Source organism: Auraticoccus monumenti, assembly GCF_900101785.1.
GTDB classification, from domain to species: domain Bacteria; phylum Actinomycetota; class Actinomycetes; order Propionibacteriales; family Propionibacteriaceae; genus Auraticoccus; species Auraticoccus monumenti.
Genome location: NZ_LT629688.1, coordinates 90489 through 112028 on the forward strand (window position 1 = coordinate 90489; position 21540 = coordinate 112028).

24 protein-coding genes are annotated in these 21540 nt (G+C 73.3%); 11 read left to right on the forward strand and 13 right to left on the reverse strand.

The features are described 5' to 3' along the window. Positions 1 to 33 precede the first annotated feature (33 nt). Complete coding sequence (locus BLT52_RS00410; RefSeq protein WP_090589558.1) at positions 34 to 555, forward strand: ferritin; 522 nt, start codon at positions 34 to 36, stop codon at positions 553 to 555. Positions 556 to 590: 35 nt separating this feature from the next. Beyond that, positions 591 to 1235 (forward strand): HAD family hydrolase, encoded by a 645-nt coding sequence (locus BLT52_RS00415; RefSeq protein ID WP_197679135.1) that lies wholly within the window; start codon positions 591 to 593, stop codon positions 1233 to 1235. On the opposite strand, the gene BLT52_RS00420 is transcribed toward BLT52_RS00415, so the two are convergent. The 4 genes from BLT52_RS00420 to yaaA form a co-directional block, all read right to left on the reverse strand. After that, a complete protein-coding gene (locus tag BLT52_RS00420) occupies positions 1219 to 2145 on the reverse strand; it encodes a proline dehydrogenase family protein (RefSeq protein WP_090589563.1) in 927 nt (308 codons plus the stop codon). The genes BLT52_RS00415 and BLT52_RS00420 overlap by 17 nt on opposite strands. A gap of 19 nt (positions 2146 to 2164) precedes the next feature. Next, positions 2165 to 2974 carry a sugar phosphate isomerase/epimerase family protein gene (locus BLT52_RS00425; RefSeq protein WP_197679136.1) on the reverse strand — a complete coding sequence of 270 codons (810 nt, stop codon included), beginning with the start codon at positions 2972 to 2974 and terminating at the stop codon, positions 2165 to 2167. A gap of 69 nt (positions 2975 to 3043) precedes the next feature. Next, positions 3044 to 3955, reverse strand: coding sequence for a Ppx/GppA phosphatase family protein (locus BLT52_RS00430; protein ID WP_090589566.1), 912 nt, complete (start codon positions 3953 to 3955; stop codon positions 3044 to 3046). Between the two features lie 58 nt (positions 3956 to 4013). Next, positions 4014 to 4799, reverse strand: coding sequence for a peroxide stress protein YaaA (yaaA, locus tag BLT52_RS00435; RefSeq protein WP_090589568.1), 786 nt, complete (start codon positions 4797 to 4799; stop codon positions 4014 to 4016). A gap of 121 nt (positions 4800 to 4920) precedes the next feature. Here yaaA and BLT52_RS00440 point away from each other — a divergent pair, with 121 nt between their 5' ends. From BLT52_RS00440 to BLT52_RS00455, 4 genes are read left to right on the forward strand one after another with little or no spacing between them, the layout of a single operon-like run. Continuing rightward, on the forward strand, positions 4921 to 5673 hold the full coding sequence (locus BLT52_RS00440; protein ID WP_090589571.1) for a DedA family protein: 753 nt from the start codon (positions 4921 to 4923) through the stop codon (positions 5671 to 5673). A 9-nt stretch (positions 5674 to 5682) separates the two neighbouring features. Then, positions 5683 to 6429, forward strand: coding sequence for a hypothetical protein (locus BLT52_RS00445; RefSeq protein ID WP_090589573.1), 747 nt, complete (start codon positions 5683 to 5685; stop codon positions 6427 to 6429). 49 nt (positions 6430 to 6478) lie between these two features. After that, complete coding sequence (locus BLT52_RS00450) at positions 6479 to 7120, forward strand: VOC family protein (RefSeq protein WP_090589575.1); 642 nt, start codon at positions 6479 to 6481, stop codon at positions 7118 to 7120. Next, on the forward strand, positions 7120 to 8214 hold the full coding sequence (locus tag BLT52_RS00455) for a histidinol-phosphate transaminase (RefSeq protein ID WP_090589577.1): 1095 nt from the start codon (positions 7120 to 7122) through the stop codon (positions 8212 to 8214). Before BLT52_RS00450 ends, BLT52_RS00455 begins: the two co-directional genes overlap by 1 nt. Positions 8215 to 8226: 12 nt before the next feature. Here the strand turns inward: BLT52_RS00455 and BLT52_RS00460 are convergent, their stop codons facing one another. Next, positions 8227 to 9273 (reverse strand): LLM class flavin-dependent oxidoreductase, encoded by a 1047-nt coding sequence (locus BLT52_RS00460; RefSeq protein ID WP_090589579.1) that lies wholly within the window; start codon positions 9271 to 9273, stop codon positions 8227 to 8229. A 144-nt stretch (positions 9274 to 9417) separates the two neighbouring features. Between BLT52_RS00460 and radA the strand changes: the two genes are divergently transcribed. From radA to disA, 3 genes are all read left to right on the forward strand, one after another. Continuing rightward, positions 9418 to 10827, forward strand: coding sequence for a DNA repair protein RadA (gene radA, locus BLT52_RS00465; RefSeq protein ID WP_090589581.1), 1410 nt, complete (start codon positions 9418 to 9420; stop codon positions 10825 to 10827). Then, positions 10824 to 11282 (forward strand): DUF2809 domain-containing protein, encoded by a 459-nt coding sequence (locus tag BLT52_RS00470; RefSeq protein ID WP_090589583.1) that lies wholly within the window; start codon positions 10824 to 10826, stop codon positions 11280 to 11282. The genes radA and BLT52_RS00470 overlap by 4 nt, the downstream gene beginning before the upstream one ends. A 73-nt stretch (positions 11283 to 11355) precedes the next feature. Further along, entirely contained in the window at positions 11356 to 12417 is a 1062-nt protein-coding gene (disA, locus tag BLT52_RS00475) for a DNA integrity scanning diadenylate cyclase DisA (RefSeq protein ID WP_090589587.1), read from the forward strand. Between the two features lie 10 nt (positions 12418 to 12427). On the opposite strand, the gene BLT52_RS20645 is transcribed toward disA, so the two are convergent. Further along, positions 12428 to 13264, reverse strand: a complete 837-nt coding sequence (locus tag BLT52_RS20645; protein WP_157676893.1) for a hypothetical protein — start codon at positions 13262 to 13264, stop codon at positions 12428 to 12430. Positions 13265 to 13337: 73 nt separating this feature from the next. Between BLT52_RS20645 and BLT52_RS00485 the strand changes: the two genes are divergently transcribed. Both BLT52_RS00485 and BLT52_RS00490 read left to right on the forward strand, forming a co-directional pair. Further along, complete coding sequence (locus BLT52_RS00485; RefSeq protein WP_231946431.1) at positions 13338 to 14252, forward strand: HhH-GPD family protein; 915 nt, start codon at positions 13338 to 13340, stop codon at positions 14250 to 14252. Positions 14253 to 14337: 85 nt separating this feature from the next. Continuing rightward, on the forward strand, positions 14338 to 14991 hold the full coding sequence (locus BLT52_RS00490; protein ID WP_090589590.1) for a DUF4190 domain-containing protein: 654 nt from the start codon (positions 14338 to 14340) through the stop codon (positions 14989 to 14991). On the opposite strand, the gene BLT52_RS00495 is transcribed toward BLT52_RS00490, so the two are convergent. The 7 genes from BLT52_RS00495 to folB all read right to left on the reverse strand — a co-directional run bounded on the left by BLT52_RS00495 (position 14985) and on the right by folB (position 21523). After that, positions 14985 to 15863, reverse strand: coding sequence for an EamA family transporter (locus tag BLT52_RS00495; RefSeq protein ID WP_090589591.1), 879 nt, complete (start codon positions 15861 to 15863; stop codon positions 14985 to 14987). The two genes, BLT52_RS00490 and BLT52_RS00495, sit on opposite strands and share 7 nt — an antisense overlap. Positions 15864 to 15963: 100 nt before the next feature. Next, a complete protein-coding gene (locus tag BLT52_RS00500) occupies positions 15964 to 18501 on the reverse strand; it encodes an ATP-dependent Clp protease ATP-binding subunit (protein ID WP_090596136.1) in 2538 nt (845 codons plus the stop codon). Between the two features lie 311 nt (positions 18502 to 18812). After that, on the reverse strand, positions 18813 to 19154 hold the full coding sequence (locus BLT52_RS00505; RefSeq protein WP_090589594.1) for a histone-like nucleoid-structuring protein Lsr2: 342 nt from the start codon (positions 19152 to 19154) through the stop codon (positions 18813 to 18815). Between the two features lie 138 nt (positions 19155 to 19292). Next, on the reverse strand, positions 19293 to 20012 hold the full coding sequence (locus BLT52_RS00510) for a hypothetical protein (RefSeq protein WP_090589597.1): 720 nt from the start codon (positions 20010 to 20012) through the stop codon (positions 19293 to 19295). 32 nt (positions 20013 to 20044) lie between these two features. After that, entirely contained in the window at positions 20045 to 20584 is a 540-nt protein-coding gene (locus BLT52_RS00515) for a DUF3180 family protein (protein WP_090589599.1), read from the reverse strand. Next, entirely contained in the window at positions 20559 to 21116 is a 558-nt protein-coding gene (folK, locus tag BLT52_RS00520; protein ID WP_090589601.1) for a 2-amino-4-hydroxy-6-hydroxymethyldihydropteridine diphosphokinase, read from the reverse strand. Before folK ends, BLT52_RS00515 begins: the two co-directional genes overlap by 26 nt. After that, the gene (folB, locus tag BLT52_RS00525) at positions 21113 to 21523 is read right to left on the reverse strand and encodes a dihydroneopterin aldolase (RefSeq protein WP_090589603.1); all 411 of its coding nucleotides are present in this window, start codon (positions 21521 to 21523) and stop codon (positions 21113 to 21115) included. The genes folK and folB overlap by 4 nt, the downstream gene beginning before the upstream one ends. Between the last annotated feature and the right edge of the window lie 17 nt (positions 21524 to 21540).

Consider the following 21540-nt stretch of genomic DNA (forward strand, 5'->3'; position numbering starts at 1 on the left):
GGTGGCGGTGACGTCCTCACTAGGTTCGGGGCCATGACCGCACCCCGTTTCGTCACCCTGCTCAACGAGCAGATCGGCCACGAGTTCTCCGCCCACCAGCAGTACCTCGCCTGCGCCGTCCACTACGACGCGCTGACCATGCCGCAGATGGCCGGCTTCTTCTACGCCCAGGCCATGGAGGAGCGCAGCCACGCCATGATGATGGTCCGGTTCCTGCTCGACACCGGCGCCCGCGTCGAGCTCTCCGGGGTGGCCGTCCCGCAGACCCGCTTCGCCGACGTCGTGGAGCCGGTGGCCCTGGCGCTGGAGCAGGAGAAGCGGGTCACCGAGCAGATCCACGCGCTGACCCGGACCGCCCGCGAGGAGGACGACCTCGCCGCCGAGCAGTTCATGCAGTGGTTCATCAAGGAGCAGGTGGAGGAGGTCGCCTCGATGAGCACCCTGCTGGCCGTGGCCACCCGCGCCGCCGGCGTCGACGCCCTGGAGGACTGGGTCGCCCGTGAGCACCACGACGAGGGCGGGGACCCGACCGCTCCCCCGGCCGCCGGCGCGTGAGAAGCACCGGGCACCCCACCGCCCTGAGGTGGCCGGTGGTGCTGTTCGACTTCGACGGGACCCTCGGGGACACCATCGCCCTGATCGTCGCCTCCTACCGCCACGCCCTGTCCTCCGTGGCCGGGCTGGAGGTGGACGACACCGAGGCGCGCTCGTGGATCGGACGTCCCCTGCTCGGGGTGCTGCAGGAGCGCCACCCCGAGCACGCCGAGGCCATGATCGAGGCCTACCGCGACTGGAACCGGACCCACCACGACACCCTCATCCGCCCGGTGCCCGGGATGGTGGAGCTGCTGGACGGTCTGGCCGCGGCCGGGGCGCGGACGATGGTGGTCTCGTCGAAGGTCACCGAGACCGTGCGGCTGGGACTCACCGCCCTGGGTCTGGACCAGCGGCTGCCCGACGTGGTCGGCCAGGGTGACACCGAGCACCACAAGCCGCACCCGCAGCCCCTGCTGCTGGCCGCCTCCCGGCTCGGCGTCGAGCCCGGGGAGTGCGTCTACGTCGGGGACGCCACCGTGGACGTGATGGCGGCGAAGGCGGCGGGGATGACGGCCGTGGCGGTCACCTGGGGGGCGGGAGAGCGCGCCGAGCTGACCGCGGCCGGCGCGGACACGGTGGTCGACGACGTCGACGGCCTCGCCGGCACGCTCGGCGTCCGGCTCACCCCCGGCTGGTGAGGCCCTTGAGGAACAGCGCCAGGTTGGACGGCTTCTCCGCCATCCGGCGCACCAGGTAGCCGTACCAGTCGGTGCCGTAGGGCAGGTACACCCGCACCTGGTGCCCGGCGGCCACCAGCCGGCGCTGCTCGTCGGGGCGGATCCCGTGCAGCATCTGCAGCTCCCAGGAGTCCGGCGCCCGGTGGTTGCGGGAGGCCAGGTCCAGGGCGATGGCGACCAGACGGGGGTCGTGGGTCGCGACCATCGGGTACCCCTGCCCCTGCATCAGGACCTTGAGGCAGCGGACGTAGGCGAGGTCGATGTCGGCACCGGAGAAGGCCACCTCGTCGGGCTCGGCGTAGGCCCCCTTGCACAGCCGGATCCGCGAGCCGGAGCCGGCCAGCCGCTCGCAGTCGGCCTCGGTCCGGCGCAGGTAGGACTGCAGCACCGCCCCGGTCGAGGGGAAGTCCTTGCGGAGCTCCTCCACGATCGACAGCGTCGAGTCGGTGGTGGTGTGGTCCTCCATGTCGACGGTGACGGTGGTGCCGGCGTTGCGGGCGGCGGCGGAGATGCTACGGGCCTTCTCCAGGGCGACGGTCTCCCCGTCCCCGGGAAGGAGCTGCCCGATGGCGCTGAGCTTGACCGAGACCTCCACCGAGGGGCCGAGCCCCTCGGCCCGGATCGCGGCCAGCAGCTCCAGGTAGGCCGCGGTCACCTGCTCGGCGTGGCCCCGGTCGGTGGTGTCCTCGCCCAGGTGGTCGACGGTGACCAGGAGGCCCTCGGCGCTCAGCAGGCGGCAGGTGTCCAGGGCGTCCTCGGTGGTCTCCCCGGCCACGAAGCGCGCGACCACCCCACGGGTCAGCGGCACCGCCAGGGCGGCGTCCTTGATCCGCTCGTTCCCCGCCGCCTTGAGCAGCAACCTGCGCAGCATCGCGTCCTCTTCTCTCGTGTCAGGACTGACCCAGGTGGACCCGGGTGAAGGCGAGGGACTCGGCCAGGTCGAGCTCGCGCTGGGCCCGGCTCCCCGAGGAGCGGGAGTTGACCTCGAGCACGACGTGGCCCTGGTAGCCGGTGGTCCGCAGGTGCTCCAGCAGCTCGGCGGCCCGCTGGTCGCCGTAGCCGGGCTTGAGGTGCTCGTCCTTGAACGAGCCGCTGCCGTCGGTCAGGTGCACGTGGCGCAACCGGTCCCCCCACGCCTTCGCCAGGTCCAGGGACTGCACCCGGGCGGTGGAGGCGTGGCTGAGGTCGAGGGTCAGGTGCTCGTAGTCCAGCTCGGTGGGGTCCCAGCCGGGCATGTAGGCCTTGAACTCCCCACCACGGGGGGTGCGCCAGGGGTACATGTTCTCCACGCAGAACAGCACGCCGGTCTCCTCGTTGAGCCGGCGGATGCCGGCCTCGAACTGGGAGGCGTAGCTGCGCTGCCAGCGGAACGGCGGGTGCACCACGACCACGTCGGCGCCGAGCTGGGCGGCCGCCCGGGCGGAGCGCTCCAGCTTCTCCCAGGCGTCGGAGCCCCAGGTGCGCTGGGTGACCAGCAGGGTCGGGGCGTGCACCGAGACCACCGGCACCTGGTGGAAGTCGCGGAGCTTCTGCACCGCGTCGACGTCGGAGGCGACCGGGTCGATCCCCACCATCACCTCGACCGCGTCGTAGCCGAGCCGTCCGGCCAGCTCGAAGCCGCTGGCCGTGGACTCCGGGTAGGCCGAGGACGTGGACAGGGCCACGCAGGGGCGGCGGGTCGGCTGGGCGGGGGCGTTCACCGGGCGATCGTATTCGCCAGCGGACGTGCGACCTACTCAGGCCCCGGAGGGCCGGCCGGGGCGCCGCGGTCAGTCGCCGTTGAGGTGGTCGAGGTAGTTGAGGATGACGCCCTCGCGCAGGGCCCACGGGCAGATGTCGATCTCGTCGAACCCGGCGAGCTCCATCGCGGCCTCGGCCACCACCGCGCCGGCCAGGATCTGCCGGGCCCGCCCGGCCGAGACACCCGGCAGCTCGGCACGCTGGTCGGCCTTCATCTCCGCCAGCCGGCCCACCCACTCCGAGACGTCGTCCCGGCGCAGCGACCGGTGCACGTAGGGCCCGTCGGAGCGCGGGGCCGCCCCGGCGATCCGGGCCAGCGAGCGGAAGGTCTTCGACGTCCCCACCGCGCGCTCGAAGGGACCGGCGCGGAGCAGGTCCCCGATCACCCCGCCGATCTCGGCGCGGACGTGGGTGCGCATCTCGGCCAGGTGCTTGGGTCCGAAGCGGCGCGACATCCGTCCGGCCCCGACCGGGACCGAGAAGGCCACGTCGGGGTCCTCGTCGCGGCCGGCCGCCAGCTCCAGCGACCCGCCGCCGATGTCGAGCACGGCCAGGCTGCCCGCCGACCACCCCAGCCAGCGCCGGACGGCCAGGAAGGTCCAGCGCGACTCGTCCTCCCCCGACAGCACCCGCAGCGCGACGCCGGTCTCCCGCTCGACCCGCTCGATCACCTCGTCGCAGTTCTCCGCGTCGCGCAGCGCGCTGGTGACGAAGGGCAGCAGCCGCGAGCAGCCGGTGCGCTCCGCGGTCTGCTGGGCCTCCCGGACGGTCTCCACCAGCGTCGCGGTGCCGTCCTCGCTGAGCGCGTCGCCGTCGAGGAGCTCAGCCAGCCGCAGCTCGGTGGAGTGCGAGCTGGCCGGGACGGGCGCGCCACCGGCCCGGGCGTCCACCACCAGCAGGTGCACGGTGTTGGACCCGACGTCGAGCACTCCCAGCCTCATGGCGGACAACCTAGTGGCGCCCGACGACGTCCCCGCACGCGTGAGCCGGGGTGGGCGCTCAGCCCCGGGGGTCGCGGAGGAAGACGGGCTCGTCGGGGGTGGAGCGCTCCCGGCTCCAGCGGTAGCCGCCCTCGTCGAAGTTCTTGAGCGCGGCGGCGGTGCGGACCCGGTGCTGCACCATCCAGCCGGCCATCATGCCGCGGGCCCGCTTGGCGAAGAAGGAGACGACCCGGTGCTTCCCGGAGGCGTCGGCGTCCTCGAAGCGGGGCGTCACCACTCGGGCGCCCAGGACGTCGGGGCGCACCACCCGGGCGTACTCCTGGGAGGCCAGGTCGACCACGACCGGGGCGCCGGGCGAGGCCTCGAGGTCCTCGGCGAGCAACCGGGTGACCCGGTCGCCCCACCAGTCGTAGAGGGACGTGCCGCGCTCGGTCCGCAGCCGGACGCCCATCTCCAGCCGGTAGGGCTGCACCAGGTCCAGCGGGCGGAGCACGCCGTACAGGCCGGACAGGATCCGCACCGTCTTCTGGGCCTCGGTGAAGTCGCGCTCGTCGAAGCGGGTCGGCGCGGCGAGACCCTGGTAAACGTCGCCGGCGAAGGCCAGCACCGCGGGTCGGGCGTTGCGCCAGGTATGCGGCGCCGAGAACTCGGCGTAGCGCTCGACGTTGAGCCGGGCCAGGTCGTCCGACAGGTCCATCAGCTCGGCCACCTCCTCCGGCGACCGGCTCCGCATCACGGCGACCAGCGCCTCGGCCTCGTCGAGCAGCCGCGGCTCGGAGCGCTTGCGGGTCGCGGGCCGGGTCTCGAAGTCGAGCGTCTTGGCCGGGGAGAGCAGGGCGAGCACGAGCCGACGGTAGCCGATCCGGGCCGTCGTGACTCCTGTCACGGGGAGGCCGTGAGGGTTCCACCGGAAGCGGTGACGCCGTCCGGTCCGGACTCCCCCTCCGGTGGACCACGATGGAGCCATGGACCCGCACACCGAGACCTCCGCCCCGAACCCCTCACCGGAGGAGCCGAAGGCCCCGGCGTCGATGCGGGACCTGGTTCCCTGGGAGGGTCGGGCCACCCGCGGGGACAAGCTGCTGGTCGGGGCGGTCCTCGGCGGGCTGGCGCTGATGATCGCCACCATCCCGGTGCGGCCGTTCCTGCTGGCCTCGCACCCCGTCCTGCTCGAGTTCGTCACCGGCAGCCTGTCCGCGGTCGGCGCCGGAGCGGCCTTCGCGCGCATCGGCGAGGTGCCGCTGTGGCTCGTGGTGGTCGCCGGTGTGGTCGGCACCATCAAGCTCGACTGGCTCTTCTGGCTGGCCGGGCGGCGCTGGGGAGGCCGGATCGTGTCCCTCTTCGCCCCCAGCGAGCAGGCCCGCCGGCTGGTCACCCGGCTCCGTGGGGCCAACCCGTGGGTGGTCCGGCTGGCCACGGCCGCCGCGTCGCTCCCGGGCGTCCCGTCGGCGCTGGTCTTCGCCGTCGCGGGTCTGCACCGGATGCGGCTGAGCACGTTCCTGCTCTTCGACGCCCTCGGCGCCTCGCTGATGGTCGGGCTGGTCGCCGGCCTGGGCTACGGCCTGGGCCAGCACGCGGTGGACGTGGTGCTGCTGGTCGACGAGTACGCGCTGTGGGTCAGCCTGGCCCTGATCGTGGGGCTGGCGTTCTGGTCGGCGCGGAAGTCCGCGCGGGCTGCGTCGGCGAAGCAGCCGCCGCAGGACCGAGGGCCTCACTAGGCTGGTCCGGTGCCCGAGGTCCTGCTCCCCTTCCCCCGCGCGTGGGTGGAGTTCACCGACCCCGCCGACGCCGACCAGGTGTACCGCTGCGACCTGACCTGGCTCACCTCGCGGTGGCAGTGCCTGTTCGGGTCCACCGCCGGGGGCACCCCGACCGGCGGCTGCCCCGGCATCTACGCCGACCGGCCCGACGACGGCTGCTGCACCCTCGGGGCCCACTTCAGCGACGCCGACGACGAGGACCGGGTGGGCGGGCACGTGGCCCGCCTCACCCCCGAGCAGTGGCAGCACCACGGCACCCCGTGGTCCCGCACCGACGAGGACGGGGACCGCACCACCAGCACCGTCGACGGGGCCTGCGTCTTCCTCAACCGGCCCGGCTTCCCCGCCGGCGCCGGGTGCGCCCTGCACCTGCTGTCGCTGACCACCGGCACCCCGGTCACCCAGACCAAGCCGGACGTCTGCTGGCAGCTGCCGCTGCGGCGCCGGTACCGCCAGGTCACCCGCACCGACGACAGCGAGTACCTCGAGATCACCCTCGGGGAGTACGTCCGGGAGGGCTGGGGAGCGGGCGGGCACCAGCTGGACTGGTACTGCACCTCCAACAGCGACGCCCACGTCGGTGCCGAACCGGTCTACCGCAGTTCGCGTCTGGAGCTGGTGGAGCTGATGGGCGAAGCCGCCTACGCGGAGCTGGTCCGGCACTGCGAGGCCGCCGACGGGCTGCTGCCCCACCCGGCGTCGACGCCCAGGTAAGGCGACCCTCACTCAGCGACGGCCGGTCCGGGTGACCACAATGACGAGCATGCACGTCGACCATCTCTCCTACGCCTGCGGACCCGAGGGCCTCACCGCCTGCGCCGACCGCCTCGCCTCCCAGCTGGGCGTCGAGGCCCTGGACGGCGGGTTCCACCCACGCTTCGGCACCCGCAACCGGATCATCCCGCTGCAGGGCCCCCGTTACCTGGAGGTGGTGGAGGTGCTGGACCACCCGGCCTCGGACAAGGCCCCCTTCGGCCAGGCCGTGCGGGCTCGTTCGGCGCAGGGCGGTGGCTGGCTGGGCTGGGTGATCGCCCTGGACGGGGAGCGGATGAGCGCCTTCGAGGAGCGGCTCGGACGTCCTGCCGTGGACGGTCACCGGGTGCAGCCCGACGGCACCGTGCTGCAGTGGCGCCAGCTCGGGGTGAAGGGGCTGCAGAGCGACCCGCAGCTGCCCTTCTTCGTGGAGTGGCAGAGCCCCGAGGAGGTGCGTCCCTCGGCGCTGGACTCCTCGGTGGAGCTGGTCGGTCTCGAGCTGGCCGGGAACCCCGACCGCGTCGAGGACTGGCTGGGTGGGGACCCGACCACGCTGATGCCGGGGCTGCCGCTGAGCTGGGCCCACCCCTCGGGCCAGCCCGGTCTGGCCTCGGCCACCTTCGACAGCGCGACCGGCCAGGTCACCATCTGATGGGCGTGCGGATCCGTCCGGTGGTGGGCGCGCTCCCGGTCTACCGCGCCGGACGCCCGCCGCAGGCCCAGCCTGGTCTGACCGCCTACAAGCTGTCCAGCAACGAGAACCCCTGGCCACCGCTGCCCGGGGTGATGGCCGCGGTCGAGGCGGCGGCGCGGACGATGAACCGCTACCCCGACGCCGGCAACTCCGCGATCAGCGAGGGCGTGGCCCAGCGGCTCGGGGTGGGCGCCGAGCAGATCGCCTTCGGCACCGGCTCGGTGGCCGTGCTCTACCAGCTGCTGCAGGCCGTCTGCGAGCCCGGCGACGAGGTGGTGCACGCCTGGCGCTCCTTCGAGGCCTACCCGATCGCGATCCAGCTGCCGGGTGCGGTGGGGGTCGGCGTGCCGCTGACCGCGACGGCCGAGCACGACCTGGACGCGATGGCGGCGGCGATCACCGAGCGCACCCGGGCGGTGCTGGTCTGCACCCCGAACAACCCCACCGGGCCGGTGGTGCGCCACGAGGAGCTGGTGCGGTTCTGCCGGCAGGTGCCCGCCGACGTCATGGTGGTGGTGGACGAGGCCTACGTGGAGTTCGTCCGCGACCCCGACGCCGCCCGCGGCCTGGACCTGCTGGCCGAGCTCGACAACGTGGTGGTGCTGCGGACGTTCTCCAAGGCCTACGGGCTGGCGGGGTTCCGGATCGGCTACTCCGTCAGCCACGCCGGGGTGGCTGCGGCGGTGCGGGCGGTGTCGCTGCCCTTCGGCGTCTCCTCCCCCGCCCAGGCGGCCGTGCTGGCCTCGCTGGAGGCCGAGGACGCGCTGCTGGAGCGGGTCGAGCTGCTGGTCGGCGAGCGGGGCCGCCTGCTGACCGGGCTGCGCGACCTCGGGCTCGAGGTCCCCGACGCCCAGGGCAACTTCGTCTGGCTGCCGGCCGGCGCGCGGACCCTGGAGTGGGCCCGCGCCTTCGAGGCCGCCGCGCTGACCGTGCGCCCGTTCGCGCCCGCCGGCGACTCCCCCGAGGAGCTGGCCGCCGCCGGGTTGCGGATCAGCGTGGGCGAGGACGACGCCACCACCCGCGTGCTGGACGTCGCCGCCCGCTTCGGCTGACGCCCGCCGACGTCAGTCGGCCAGGAGCTCGCGGACCCGCGGGATGACCTGGGTGCCGTAGAGCTCGATGGCGTGCACCAGCTGCTCGTGGGGCATCGGGCCGTTGCTGTACTTCAGGTCGAAGCGGTTCAGCCCCAGCGCGCGCACGGTCCGCGCGATCTTCTGCGCGACCGTCTCCGGCGAGCCGGCGACGACCGCGCCGCCGTCGACCTCGGCCTCGAAGTCCGCCCGGCTGGTCGGACCCCAGCCGCGCTCGCGCCCGATCCGGTCCCGGTTGGCCTTGAAGTGGGGGAACATCAGCTCCCGCGCCTCCTCGTCGGTGTCGGCGACGAACCCGGGCGAGTGCACCCCCAGCGGCAGCTCGGGCTGACCCAGCTCGCGCAGCGCGCGGCGGTACAGGTCGGCGTAGGGGACGAACCGCTCCGCCGCCCCGCCGATGATGGCCAGCGCCATCGGGATGCCGTACCGGGCCGCGCGGACCACCGACTCCGGGGACCCGCCGACGCCGATCCAGACCGGCAGCGTGCCGCGCTCGGTCTTGGGGAAGACCTCGGCGTCCAGGGGCGGGCGGTGGGTGCCCTGCCAGCGGACCCGGCCCTCGCTGCGCAGCGCGGCGAAGAGGTCGAGCTTCTCGGTGAACAGGGTCTCGTAGTCGGCCAGGTCGTAGCCGAACAGGGGGAAGGACTCGGTGAACGAGCCGCGCCCCAGGGTGATCTCGGCGCGCCCGTTCGAGACCGCGTCCAGGGTGGCGAACCGCTCGTAGACGCGGACCGGGTCGTCGGAGCTGAGCACGGTGACCGCGGTGCCCAGCGTGATGCGCTCGGTGCGCGCGGCGATCGCGGTCAGGACGATCTCGGGGGCGGAGACCGCGTAGTCGTCGCGGTGGTGCTCACCGACGCCGAAGGCGTCGACGCCGACCCGGTCGGCGACCACGCCCTGCTCGACCGTGTTGCGCAGCACCTGCGCGTGGCTCAGCGGACGCCCGTCGGCGTCCACGGTGACGTCGCCGAAGGTGTCCAGACCGAGCTGGAGCCCCCTGGTGGTGACCGACTCGCTCATCTGCTGGACCTTCCGTCGTAGTTGAACCGTCAACAATCGTAGCGGACCCGTTGTTCCGGCCCGACCGCGGCGACGGTCCGCGCCCGTGCACCACCCGCGACCGACGTCCGGGAAGTGTCCGAGCGCTCCCCTACGGTGTGGAGCATGGCCAGAGCGACGAGACCGGCGTACAGCTGCACCGAGTGCGGCTGGACGAGCGTGCGCTGGGTCGGGCGGTGCGGTGAGTGCCAGACCTGGGGCTCGGTCGCCGAGCAGGGCGCCCCGAAGCTGGCCGCGGTGCAGAGCTCGGTCCCGGTCGCCAAGGCGGTGCCGATCTCCTCGGTGGCCGCCGACGCCGCCGCGCGCACCCTGACCGGCATCGGTGAGCTGGACCGGGTGCTGGGCGACGGCCTGGTGCCGGGAGCGGTGGTGCTGCTGGCCGGCGAACCCGGGGTGGGCAAGTCGACGCTGCTGCTCGAGGTGGCCTCCCGCTGGGCCGGCGAGGGGCGGCGCACCCTCTACGTCACCGGCGAGGAGTCCGCCGCGCAGGTGCGACTGCGGGCCGGTCGCACCGACGCCCTGGCCGACGAGCTCTACCTGGCCGCGGAGACCGACCTCGGGACGATCCTCGGTCACATCGAGGAGGTGTCGCCCTCGCTGATGGTGCTGGACTCGGTGCAGACGGTCGGCAGCGCCGAGGCGGAGGGCTCCCCCGGCGGGGTGACCCAGGTCCGGGAGGTGACGGCCGCGCTGGTCCGGGTGGCCAAGCGGCGCGGCATGGCGGTGGTGATCGTCGGGCACGTCACCAAGGAGGGCGCGATCGCCGGTCCACGGCTGCTGGAGCACCTGGTCGACGTGGTGCTGGCCTTCGAGGGCGACCGGCACTCGGGCTTCCGGATGGTCCGGGCCACCAAGAACCGCTTCGGTCCCGCCGACGAGGTGGGCTGCTTCGAGATGTCCGAGCAGGGCATCGTCGAGGTGACCGACCCGTCGGGGCTCTTCACCTCCCAGCACACCGACCCGGTGCCCGGCACCTGCATCACGGTGACGATGGAGGGACGCCGGCCGCTGCTGGCCGAGATCCAGGCGCTGGTGGCCCCGTCCGCCCTGCAGGTCCCCCGGCGCACCACGCACGGGTTGGAGTCCGCGCGGGTGTCGATGATCCTCGCGGTGCTGGAGCGCCGCTGCGGCATCCGGCTGGCCAACAAGGACGTCTACGTCTCCACGGTGGGCGGGGCCAAGGTGGGTGACCCCGGGGCCGACCTGGCCATCGCCCTGGCCGTGGCCTCGGCGGCGACCAACGAGCCGGTGCCGACGGGGCTGATCGCCCTGGGCGAGGTGGGGCTGGCCGGTGAGCTGCGGCGGATCCCCTCCCCCGAGCGACGGGTGGCCGAGGCCGCCCGGCTGGGGTTCACCGCGGCGCTGATGCCGCCCTCGACCCAGCCGGGACCAGCCGGTCCGCCCGCCCGCCGCGGGAGTGGTGGTGGTGGGCTCGCGGTGCGGCACGCGATGACCCTCGGCGGGGCCCTGGCCGCGCTGCAGTCGGCTGCGGAGCGTCCCGACGGGCGGCGGTGAACCGGCGCACCGAACGGCTCCCGACCGGCACGGGCACCGGCGGCGGGTCGGACACGGGGGCTGGGCGCGCGTCGGTCCGGCCCAGGTCACGCCGACGGCCGGTCCTGCTGGTCTGGCTGGTGGCCGTGGTGCTGCTGGGGGCGGCGCTGCAGCTGGTGCGGGGCGGCTCGGGGCTGGTCGACGCGGCCGGTGGCGTCCTGTACGCACTCGCCTGGGCCCTGCTCGTGGCCCTGCTGGTTCCGCGTGCCCGGGCGGTCACGTGCGCGGCGGTGGCGGCCGGGGTGGGGGTGGTGCTGGAGCTGCTGCAGCTCACCGGTCTTCCCGCCCGGTGGTCCGGGCAGCTCCCGCCGCTGCGGCTGCTGCTGGGCACCACGTTCACCCCCTGGGACCTGCTGACCTGCCTGCTCGGCGCTGCGCTGGGCGGGCTGCTGCTGGCCCGGCGGACACCGCGGTGAGGACCGTCGGAGCGGCTCCGGCCCGGCGCCTCCACCCCCCGACCCGTCACCGGGCCCCACTAGGGTGACGACCGTGAGCTCCGACCCGACGGCCCAGCTGCGCCGCTTCCGTGCGCTGGTGGCCCCCGGCACGCCGCTGCGCGACGGCCTGGAGCGGGTGCTGCGCGGACGGACCGGCGCCCTGGTGGTGCTGGGGACGAACAAGACGGTCGAGCACGTCTCCACCGGCGGATTCCAGCTGGACACCCCCCTGACGCCGATGGCCCTGCGCGAGCTGGCCAAGATGGACGGCGCGCTGGTGCTGAGCAGCGACCTGGCCCGGATCGTGGCCGCCGGTGTCCAGCTGATGCCCGACGCCGCCATCGACACCCTCGAGACCGGCACCCGGCACCGCACCGCCGACCGGGTGGCCCGCCAGACCGGCCTGCCGGCGGTGACCGTGTCGGCGTCGATGTCCACCATCGCCCTGTTCCTCCCCGACGGCCGGCACCCGGTGGAGCCGTCGGACCTGGTCCTCGGTCGGGCCCACCAGGCCCTGCAGACGCTGGAGCGCTACGCCAACCGGCTGTGGACCCTGCTCACCCAGCTCTCCTCGCTCGAGGTGCAGGACCAGGTCACGGTCAAGGACGTGGTGCTGGTGATGCAGCGTCTGGAGATGGTCCGCCGCCTGGAGCTCGAGCTGGACGACTACGTGCTCAGCCTGGGTACCGACGGCCGGCTGCTGGACCTGCAGATGCGTGAGCTGGACTCCCACGGGCTGGAGGTGGCCGAGCTGCTCGAGCGCGACTACAGCACCGACGAGGGACCCGGCCTGAGCGTGCTGGCCCTGCGCGCGCTGGACACCACCGAGCTGCTGGAGCCGCTCACCGTGGCCCGGGCCGCGGGGTTCTCCGCCGAGGACCACCTGGACCGGCGGCTGACGCCACGCGGGCACCGTCAGGTGGCGCAGATCCAGCGTCTCCCCGCGTCGCTGGGGGAGCGGCTGCTGGAGCACTTCGGCGGTCTGCAGGCCCTGTTCAGCGCCTCCAAGACGGAGCTGCAGGAGGTGGAGGGTGTCGGCGAGCAGCGCGCCCGTGCCATCCGCGACGGTCTGATCCGGGTGGCCGAGGCCGCCTACACCGAGCGCCTGGTCTGAGCGCCGGCCGTCAGCCGAGGCGCATCACCAGCTGGACCGGTTCGGCCTTCTCGAAGACCGCGGTGGCCACGTAGGTGCCGGGCCGCAGCGCGTCCTCGTCCAGGCCGCAGTCGTCCTCGCTGCGACGGCCCTGCCAGGTCGTCGTCCACTCGTGGGCCTGCTCCGGCTCCAGGGTGACCGTCGTCGCCGGGAGCCACTCCGCGCACTGGTCGGTCGTCCAGATGCGGTCGGTGCCGGAGTAGATCCGCAGCTCGAAGGAGCCCTGGTCGACGGTCAGCTCGCAGGTGCCGCTGGTGCCGTTGATGACCGACAGCTCCAGCTCGTGGTCCTCACCGACGGACGGGGTGGCGGAACCGGTCAGCGTGACCCGCAGGTCCTCGCTGGCGCAGCGGGCCGGTTCGGCCTCCGCCTCCTCCTCCGCCTTCTTCTCGGCCTCGGCCTTCTTGTCCGCCTCCGCCTTCTTGTCCGCCTCCGCCTTCTTGTCCGCCTCCGCCTTCTTGTCCGCCTCCGCCTTCTTGTCGGCCTCCGCCTTCTCCTCGGCCGCCGCCTTCTCCTCCGCCTCCTGCTCCGACGCCCCCTGGCCGCCGGTGTCCGGGGAGACGCTCGGGGACGGGCCGGAGGAGGGCGTCGGGCTGGGCGAGGTGCTCGGGCCGGGCGAGGCCGAGGCACCGGCCGCCGGGGTGCTGCTCGGGGTGGAGCCCGGGACGGCCGCCAGCTCGTCGTCGCCGGCCGGTCGGAAGGCCCAGACGGCCACCAGCACGACGAGCAGCAGCGCCACGAGGACGGCAGCACGACGCAGCCAGTAGGTGCGCGGTTCCTCGGGCCCCACGGGGTGCAGCACACTCATGCGGTGAGCGTAGGTCTGGTTGGTGCCGATCCACCGGGGCCGCGCCGCGCGGTGCGCCGATTAGGGTGCGGGGGTGCCTGACGCCGACCGACCACCTGCGGCCGCGGAGCTGGTGCAGCGGGTCTGCGACTGGTTCCCCGGTGCCGCGCGCGACCTCCCCTGGCGTCGTCCCGGCACCGGCGCCTGGCCGGTGATGGTCAGCGAGTTCATGCTGCAGCAGACGCCGGTGGCCCGGGTGCTGGAGCCGTGGCGGCAGTGGGTGGAGCGCTGGCCGGAACCCTCCGCGCTGGCCGCCGACCCGGTCTCGGAGGCCATCCGGGCCTGGGGCCGGCTGGGCTACCCGCGCCGGGCCGTCCGGCTGCACGCGGCCGCGGTGGCCATCACCGAGCACCACGGCGGGGTGGTGCCCACCGACCACGACGAGCTGCTGGCCCTCCCGGGGGTCGGTGGGTACACCGCGGCGGCGGTGCTCTCCTTCGCCCACCGGCAGCGCCACGTCGTGCTGGACACCAACGTCCGCCGGGTGCTGGCCCGGACCCTCGACGGCCGCGCCCACCCCGACCGCTCGCCCACCGTGGCCGAGCGCCGCCAGGCCGCCGCGCTGCTCCCCGACGACCCGGCGCGGGCCGCCGCCTGGGCGGCGTCCTCGATGGAGCTGGGTGCGCTGGTCTGCACCGCCCGCTCCCCCGCCTGCCCGCGGTGCCCGGTCGCCGACCTGTGCCGCTGGCGGGCCCTCGGCCACCCCGCCTGGGACGGTCCGCCGCGGCGCGGGCAGACCTGGCAGGGCACCGACCGGCAGTGCCGGGGACGTCTGCTGGCCGTGCTCCGCGACGCCGTGGGCACCGTCCCCAGCGCGGAGCTGCTGGCGGCCTGGCCGGACCGGACGCAGGCGTCCCGGGCGCTGGCCGGTCTAGTCGCCGACGGCCTGGCGGTGGAGGACGACCACGGGGTGGGGCTGCCCGGTGGGGGCACCGGAGAGGCACCCTGAGGACACCCTGAGGGGCCGCCTCGTCGTGGCTGAGAGCCCTCCTGGCGTGACACGATGGGCGCAGCTACCACCACGAGGAGAAGTCATGACGCAGCCACCCGTCTCGGGCCCGGACTCCGGCGGACAGTACGGGCAGTCGCAGCCCGGCGGCTCCGACCCCTACTCCCAGCAGCAGGGCCAGTCCCAGCCCAGCGCCGCCGACCCCTACTCCCAGCAGTACGGCCAGTCCCAGCCCAGCGCCGCCGACCCCTACTCCCAGCAGTACGGCCAGTCCCAGCCCAGCGCCGCGGACCCCTACTCCCAGCAGTACGGGCAGTCCCAGGCCAGCGCGTCGGACCCCTACCAGCAGTACGGGCAGTCCCAGGGCAGCGCGTCCGACCCCTACTCCCAGCCCTACGGGCAGCAGCAGGGCTACGGCATGCAGTCCTACCCGGCCCAGCCCTACGGCTACGCCCAGATGATGGCGCCGGACCACCCGAAGTCGACCATGGTGCTGGTGCTCGGCATCCTGGCCCTCGTCCTCGGCGGCGTCACCGGACCCTTCGCCTGGTACATCGGCGGCAAGGCCCGCAAGGAGGTCAAGGCCAACCCCGGCCAGTACAAGGACGGCGGCATGCTGACCGTCGGCTGGGTGCTCGGCATCGTCGGCACCGCCTACCTGGCCCTGATGGCCGTCTTCATCATCATCTACATCGTGGCCATCGTCGCCGTCCTCGGCGTCGGAGCCGCGTCCTACTGAGCCGCCTCCACGCGAGGCGCCCGCCCCGACCTGGTGGCCCCGACGCTGGCCAGCACCACGCAGACCAGCGCCGCCCACTGGGTCGGGGTGAGCAGCTCCGAGAGCAGCAGCCACGCCGCGATCGCCGCGGCCGCCGGCTCCAGGCTCATCAGCACCCCGAACACCCGCGGCGGCATCCGGCGCAGCGCCGCCAGCTCCAGGCTGTAGGGCACCACCGAGGACAGCACCCCGACGGCCACCCCGATCAGCAGCACGTCCGGCCTCAGCAGGACGGGGCCCGCCACGGCCACCGCCGGCCCGGCCACCAGCGCCAGCCCCACCAGACTGGCCACCGCCAGCCCCGACACCCCCGACCAGCGCCGTCCGGTGCGTGCGGCCAGCAGGATGTAGCCGGCCCAGAAGGCCGCGGCCACCAGCGCGAACAGCACCCCGAGCGGGTCCAGCCCGGTGGGGTCGAAGCCCAGCAGCGTCACCCCGAGACCGGCCAGCAGGACCCAGATCAGGTCCCGCGCCCGGCGTGAGCCGAGCACGGCCACGGCCAGCGGTCCCAGGAACTCGATCGTCACCGCCATCCCCAGCGGGATCCGGGCGAAGGAGTGGTAGATGGCGGCGTTCATCCCGGCCAGGCAGCCCCCGTAGGCCAGCACCACCAGCCAGTCCCGGCGGCTCCGCCCGCGCAGCCTCGGGCGGGTGAGCAGCAGCAGCACCACGGCCGCGGTCAGCAGCCGCATCATCACCATGGCCGTGGGTGGCACCAGGGTGAACAGGTCCTTGGCCACGGCCGCACCGACCTGCAGGGACACGATGCCGGTCAGCACCAGCCCGGTGGCCGGGACCCGGTCGAGGAACGCGGGGGTCGGCGGTGTCGGCACCCGGTGATGCTGTCACAGGTGGCAGCTGCCCCGGGACACGACGAGGGCCCCGGGACTCTCGTCCCGGGGCCCTCGTGCGACCTGCTGGCCGGCTCCTGCGTCAGGAGGCGGTGGCCTCCCCGCCGGGCTCGCCGGCGGCGTCACCGGCCAGCTCGACCGGAGGCGTGTCCGGCAGCTTCGAGCGCGGCGTCCCCATGAAGGTGAACGGGTTCTCCGAGCCCTCGTCGGCCACGTCGACCAGGACGATGTCGCCGGACTTGAGCTCTCCGTACAGCATCTTCTCGGCCATGTGGTCCTCGATGTCGCGCTGCAGCGCACGGCGCAGCGGACGGGCACCGAGCACCGGGTCGAACCCGCGCTTGGCGATCAGGGCCTTGGCGGCCGGGGTGAGCTCGACACCCATGTCCTTGTCCTTGAGCCGCTCCTCGATCTGGGCCAGCATCAGGTCGACGATGCGCACGATGTCGGCCTCGGTCAGCTGGTGGAAGACGACGATCTCGTCCACGCGGTTCAGGAACTCCGGACGGAAGTGCTGCTTGAGCTCGTCGGCGACCTTGCCCTTCATCTTCTCGTAGCCGCCCACGTCGTCACCGGAGCGGGTGAAGCCCAGGTTGACGCCACGGGAGATGTCGCGGGACCCCAGGTTGGTGGTCATCACGATCACCGTGTTCTTGAAGTCCACGACACGGCCCTGGGCGTCGGTCAGACGACCCTCGTCCAGGATCTGGAGCAGCGAGTTGAAGATGTCGGGGTGGGCCTTCTCGATCTCGTCGAAGAGGACCACGCTGAACGGCTTGCGACGCACCTTCTCGGTGAGCTGGCCACCCTCCTCGTAACCGACGTAGCCGGGGGGCGAGCCGAACAGCCGCGAGGCGGTGTGCTTCTCGCTGTACTCCGACATGTCGAGGGAGATCAGGGCGTCCTCGTCACCGAAGAGGAACTCCGTCAGCGCCTTCGTCAGCTCGGTCTTACCGACACCGGAGGGGCCGGCGAAGATGAACGAACCGCTGGGGCGCTTGGGGTCCTTCAGACCGGCGCGGGTGCGGCGGATGGAGCGCGACAGCGCCTTCACGGCCTCGTGCTGGCCGATGTAGCGCTTGCCCAGCTCCTCCTCCATGTTGAGCAGCCGCGAGGACTCCTCCTCGGTGAGGCGGAAGACGGGGATCCCGGTCGAGGAGCTCAGCACCTCGGCGATGGTCTCCTCGTCGACCTGGGCGACCACGTCCATGTCGCCGGCCTTCCAGGCCTCCTCCTTCTCGGCCCGGGCGGCGCTCAGCTTCTTCTCGTCGTCGCGGAGACCCGCGGCGCGCTCGAAGTCCTGGGCGTCGATCGCCGCCTCCTTCTCCAGCCGGACGGCCGCGATCTTCTCGTCGAACTCGCGGAGGTCCGGCGGAGCCGTCATCCGGCGGATCCGCAGCCGGGCCCCGGCCTCGTCGATCAGGTCGATCGCCTTGTCGGGGAGGAAGCGGTCCTGGATGTAGCGCGCGGCCATCTGCGCCGCCGTGGCCAGGGCCGCGTCGGTGATGGTGATCCGGTGGTGGGCCTCGTAGCGGTCGCGCAGCCCACGGAGGATGTCGATGGTGTGGGCGATGGTCGGCTCGGCCACCTGGATGGGCTGGAACCGGCGCTCCAGCGCGGCGTCCTTCTCGATGTGCTTGCGGTACTCGTCCAGCGTGGTGGCACCGATGGTCTGGAGCTCACCGCGGGCCAGCATCGGCTTGAGGATCGAGGCCGCGTCGATGGCTCCCTCGGCCGCGCCGGCGCCGACCAGGGTGTGGATCTCGTCGATGAAGAGGACCACGTCACCGCGGGTGCGGATCTCCTTCAGCACCTTCTTCAGGCGCTCCTCGAAGTCACCGCGGTAGCGCGAGCCGGCCACCAGGGACCCGAGGTCGAGGGTGTAGATCTGCTTGTCGCGCAGGGTCTCCGGGACGTCGCCGCGCACGATGGCCTGGCTGAGGCCCTCGACCACGGCGGTCTTGCCGACCCCCGGCTCGCCGATCAGCACCGGGTTGTTCTTGGTGCGCCTGGAGAGCACGGTCATCACGCGCTCGATCTCCGGCTCGCGCCCGATCACCGGGTCGAGCTTGTTCTCGCGCGCGGCCTGGGTCAGGTTGCGGCCGAACTGGTCCAGGACCGTCGACGAGGACGGCGTGCTGGAACCGGACTCGGGAGCACCCGAGCTGGTGGTCTCCTTGCCCTGGAAGCCGCTGAGCAGCTGCAGGACCTGGTTGCGCACCCGGTTGAGGTCGGCACCCAGCTTCACCAGGACCTGGGCGGCGACGCCCTCGCCCTCGCGGATCAGCCCGAGCAGGATGTGCTCGGTGCCGATGTAGGTGTGGTTGATCTGCAGGGCCTCGCGCAGGCTCAGCTCGAGGACCTTCTTGGCCCTCGGGGTGAACGGGATGTGCCCGGTCGGGGACTGCTGGCCGTGGCCGATGATCTCCTCGACCTTCTCGCGCACGGCCTCGAGCGAGATGCCGAGGGACTCCAGCGCCTTCGCCGCGACGCCCTCGCCCTCGTGGATCAGCCCGAGCAGGATGTGCTCGGTACCGATGTAGTTGTGGTTGAGCATGCGTGCCTCGTCCTGGGCGAGAACCACGACACGTCGGGCCCGGTCGGTGAACCGTTCGAACATCAGCATCTCCTCACGCGGCGCTGGCCCGGGCGGCGTACACGGAAGACGCGCTCGACCACCAGCTCCTTGGTTCAACTCTAGTCAGACCGACGGACCGTCAGCTCCGCACCGGTGGCACCGGACGCCGCTGGAGACGAATCCGTCGTCTGCATGGCTCAACGGTGCGCCCTGCTCGACTTGTTCCGCGCATGTGTTCGCCGTCGGCGCAACACTCCGTCACCCCGGGCGCGGCTCCGGCGCCCCGGTCGGGTGACCGGGGCGCCGGAGGAGTCGCCGTGCGGCCGCCGACCGTGGTCGGCGGCTGGGGCGCGTCAGGCGTGGGCGCGCTCGTAGGCCTCGCGGACCTCGGTGGGCACCCGACCGCGGCTGCTGACCTGCATGCCGTTCTCGGCCGCCCAGGCGCGGACGTCGGTGGCGTTGGCCTTGCTGCTGTCGTTGCGCCCAGCGGACCGGGCCGAGCCGCCGCTCTTGCGGCGCCCACCAGAACGACGGGCGTGGCCGACCCACGGTGCGAGATCGGCGCGGAGCTTCTCGGCGTTCTCGTCGGACAGGTCGATCTCGTACTCCACCCCGTCCAGGGCGAAGTTCACGGTCTGCGTCGCAGGCCCGTGGTCGACGTCGTCCTCGAGGACGATCTCGACGCGTTGTGCCATTTCTGATTTTCCTTTCATCACAATTCCCCCGAACTGGATCTACCAGGAAAGGCTAGTGCATGGGACGAGCCGCGGCGACCGAATGCGCGAAACGCACCTGAAAAAGTATTCAGGTGCGCTTCAGGCGGCTCGCAGGAATCAGGCCTGGCGGCGCTGCTGCTCCGGCTCGGGCTCGGCGCCGACGGCGCGCAGGTCGACCACGGTGGGGTGGTTGCCGTCGGACCAGATCTGCTCGGCGGTGGGGACCCCTCGGCGCGGCAGAGTCAGGACCTCGCCGTCGGTGAGGGCGGCCAGCTCGTGCTCGCGGCGGGCCAGCTCGGCGCGGAGGTCGTCCACGGTCGCGTCCTGCTCGGCGAGCCGGTCGCGGAGCGCCGCCTTGTCCCCGCGGAGGCTGGAGACCTCGGGCAGCAGGGTGGCGATCTCGCGGCGCAGCCCCTTGACCTGGGTGCGCAGCGTGCTGACGCGGTGCTCGAGGACCTCGGTGTGCTGGCGCTGGGCGGTGAGCCGACCCTCGAGGGTGTCCAGCACGGACAGGTTGTCGGCCCGCTCGCTGCTCAGCTCCTCGCCGTGGGCGCGGGCCTGCTCGAGCACCTGGGTGGCGTGCTGCTCGCGGACCCGGCGCAGGGTGCGGCCTGCTGCGCGCCAGGCCATGCCCAGCGCGAGGGCGCCGGCGACGACGGCCAGCACCAGCCCGACCCGGACGAACCACAGCGACCCGAAGCCGGCCGCGGTGGCCAGCACGGCACCGGTCAGGAGCACGCCGATGGAGGCGGTGCGACCCGCCGGGGTGTCGGCGGGCGCGCGGTGGGTGGCGGGAGCCGTGGCGGTGCGGGAGTCGCTGCGGGAAGTGGTGCTCACGACCGGGATCCTACTGCGGGCGAGGGTTCGGATCAGGGAGCGGCGCGGCCGTTCGGCGGCTGTTCACCCTCGGGTCCCCCGCCGGGCGTCTCGTCGTCCCCGGGGACGCGGCAGGCCCGTTCCAGGGCGAGCCCGGCCAGGGTGAGGGCGGCCCCCGTCAGCGCGCAGAGCAGGGACAGCAGGAGGCGTTCGCGGGGGGCCTCGGCCTGCACCTGGCCGAGGTTGCTGAGGCCGTAGGCGAGGTAACCACCGGCCACCGCGGCACCCCCGAGGGCGGCCGCCTTGCCGAGGGCCAGCCACACCACGGCACGGGCGGGGTCGACCCGTTCGCGGCGCTCGTGGACGCGACGGCGGACGTCGCGGGCCAGCAGGGCGACGAAGACCACCAGCACGGCCAGTGCGACCGGGGACAGCCACGGCACCTGGGGCGGTGGGGCGTCGACGGCCCGGAAGCCGGCGGCCACGCCCCAGCCGGCCAGGGCGCCGATGACGACGGCGACCGCCACCACCGTCCAGGGCGTCGGCTCGACCGGTGGTGGGGCGCCCTCAGTCCTCGAGGGAGAGGTCGTCACGGCGACGCACCCCGGAGGAGTCGACGGCGTCCAGCAGGTCGACGACCAGCCCGTGGCCGGGGATCTCCCCGGCGGGCTCGATCTCGGCCCACGGCACCAGCACGAAGGCCCGCTCGTGGGCGCGGGGGTGGGGCAGCTTCAGCGTGGGCTTGTCCACCTCGACCTTGCCGACCACGACCAGGTCCACGTCGAGCGTGCGCGGGCCCCAGCGCTCGGTGCGCACCCGGCCGTAGGCGTCCTCGATGGCCTGGGCCCGCTCGAGCAGGGTGAACTCGTCCAGGGTCGTCTCGGCCAGCACGACGGCGTTGAGGAAGGTGGGGCTGTCCTCGGGGCCGCCGACGGCCTCGGTCTCGTAGACCGAGGAGACGTCGACCACGATGACGTCGGGGGTGTCTCGCAGGGAGCTGACGGCGCCCTGGAGGTTGCTCAGCGGGTCGCCGAGGTTGGAGCCGAGGGCGAAGACCACCTGGCGGATGGGCTTCATGCCGCTCAGGGTGTCGGCGTCGATGGCGTAGGGGTTCGGGGAGGTCATGGCTGCTTGCTCCTTGTCACGGTGACCGACACGTCGTCCACCTGGACACCGACGGGGGCGTTCGGCTTGTGCACGGTGACCTCGACGCGCCCCACCGCCTGGAAGGACAGGCAGGTGGTGGCGACGCGCTCGGCCAGGGCTTCGATCAGCTGGAGGGGTTCGTTCTCGATGTCGGACAGGACCGCCTGGGAGAGGTGGCCGTAGTGCACGGTGGCCTCCAGGTCGTCGGTCCGGGCGGCACGGCGGGAGTCGAGCCAGCAGGTGAGGTCGACCACGAAGGGCTGCCCGACCTCGCGCTCGAAGTCGTGCACGCCGTGGCGGCCGTAGCCCCTGAGCCCCCGCACCGTGACGCGGTCCGGCTCGTCGGACGGCCGCTGCGCGACCGGCCGTGCGTCCTGCTGCTGCATCTGCTCCCCTCCTGCCG

Coding starts and splice junctions, on each gene's coding strand:
- BLT52_RS00410 (WP_090589558.1), top strand. CDS start 34: ATGACCGCACCCCGTTTCGTCACCCTGCTCAACGAGCAGATCGGCCAC.
- BLT52_RS00420 (WP_090589563.1), bottom strand. CDS start 2,145: ATGCTGCGCAGGTTGCTGCTCAAGGCGGCGGGGAACGAGCGGATCAAG.
- BLT52_RS00430 (WP_090589566.1), bottom strand. CDS start 3,955: ATGAGGCTGGGAGTGCTCGACGTCGGGTCCAACACCGTGCACCTGCTG.
- BLT52_RS00440 (WP_090589571.1), top strand. CDS start 4,921: ATGGACCCGCACACCGAGACCTCCGCCCCGAACCCCTCACCGGAGGAG.
- BLT52_RS00450 (WP_090589575.1), top strand. CDS start 6,479: ATGCACGTCGACCATCTCTCCTACGCCTGCGGACCCGAGGGCCTCACC.
- BLT52_RS00455 (WP_090589577.1), top strand. CDS start 7,120: ATGGGCGTGCGGATCCGTCCGGTGGTGGGCGCGCTCCCGGTCTACCGC.
- BLT52_RS00460 (WP_090589579.1), bottom strand. CDS start 9,273: ATGAGCGAGTCGGTCACCACCAGGGGGCTCCAGCTCGGTCTGGACACC.
- radA (WP_090589581.1), top strand. CDS start 9,418: ATGGCCAGAGCGACGAGACCGGCGTACAGCTGCACCGAGTGCGGCTGG.
- BLT52_RS20645 (WP_157676893.1), bottom strand. CDS start 13,264: ATGAGTGTGCTGCACCCCGTGGGGCCCGAGGAACCGCGCACCTACTGG.
- BLT52_RS00490 (WP_090589590.1), top strand. CDS start 14,338: ATGACGCAGCCACCCGTCTCGGGCCCGGACTCCGGCGGACAGTACGGG.
- BLT52_RS00500 (WP_090596136.1), bottom strand. CDS start 18,501: ATGTTCGAACGGTTCACCGACCGGGCCCGACGTGTCGTGGTTCTCGCC.
- BLT52_RS00505 (WP_090589594.1), bottom strand. CDS start 19,154: ATGGCACAACGCGTCGAGATCGTCCTCGAGGACGACGTCGACCACGGG.
- folK (WP_090589601.1), bottom strand. CDS start 21,116: ATGACCTCCCCGAACCCCTACGCCATCGACGCCGACACCCTGAGCGGC.
- folB (WP_090589603.1), bottom strand. CDS start 21,523: ATGCAGCAGCAGGACGCACGGCCGGTCGCGCAGCGGCCGTCCGACGAG.